Annotated in this window: 1 protein-coding gene; it reads right to left on the bottom strand. The window is 54.9% G+C overall.

The features are described 5' to 3' along the window. Positions 1 to 461 precede the first annotated feature (461 nt). Positions 462 to 780: hypothetical protein (locus ACXJKH_RS21555; RefSeq protein ID WP_457322439.1), on the bottom strand; the 319-nt coding region annotated here is incomplete at its 5' end.

The raw sequence follows: 780 nt of genomic DNA, 5'->3' as shown, positions 1-780 counted from the left end.
GTGGTGGGGCGGGAAGGAGCAGCCTTCGTTCCATCGGCCGTCCATCCACCGGCATCCAGCAGCCGACGCTGCTCGGTAGTCAGATTGCTAAAATCGAACCCGGTCATTGAGACCTCCCGGCGTCACTCAGCAGCCGGGTCGGCAGACTGTAGAGGCTGTCCAGGTAGACAAATCTGCGCCGACCGATGCTGATAGTCTCGAGCAGACCAGCGTTTGCCAGTTCGTAGGCCTTGGATCGACCGATGCCGACCTTTGTGCATTCCGGGATAAAGGGCCGGAACTCCCTGTGTCCATGTGTATCCACTGACTGCACCGTGTATGCCGCAATGCGGCGGGTGAGTCGAAATCTAAGGAACACGCGCAGTGGCAGACATGCCATCTAAACGGACAATTGCCAATTCAATTCAGGCTGAGGCAAATATCGAAAAAGCTAATCTGATTCAGGGTGGGCCAGTAGGTCGCTACTGGACAGGAGCAAGCTTCGAAATTGCGGCCTCATCAAGGTCACTGGTGTCAAAGAAGATTGACGCCAAGGCGAGTACGACCGCCCTGTGAGGTGTCCCGAAGTYGCTCTGCAGATCACTAGTCAGCCGCCTAATGAAGCGAAGCCGCCTAACATTGGGGTCGTTTGGCTTTTTGATCTCGGTCGTTAACTCAGGTAGCAGCTCCGCGCCACAATGAATTGCGTCAAAGACCAGACCCAGGTCAATTCTGATCGCGTGATAGATGGCAAACCGCTTCCGAATGAGGTCATCTTCTCGTTCGTCTTCATCCACAAAT

The sequence above is a fragment of the Stenotrophomonas sp. P5_B8 genome, from assembly GCF_054049855.1.
Note: the sequence above shows the minus strand (reverse complement) of the source record. Positions and strands in the feature narration are given on the sequence as shown.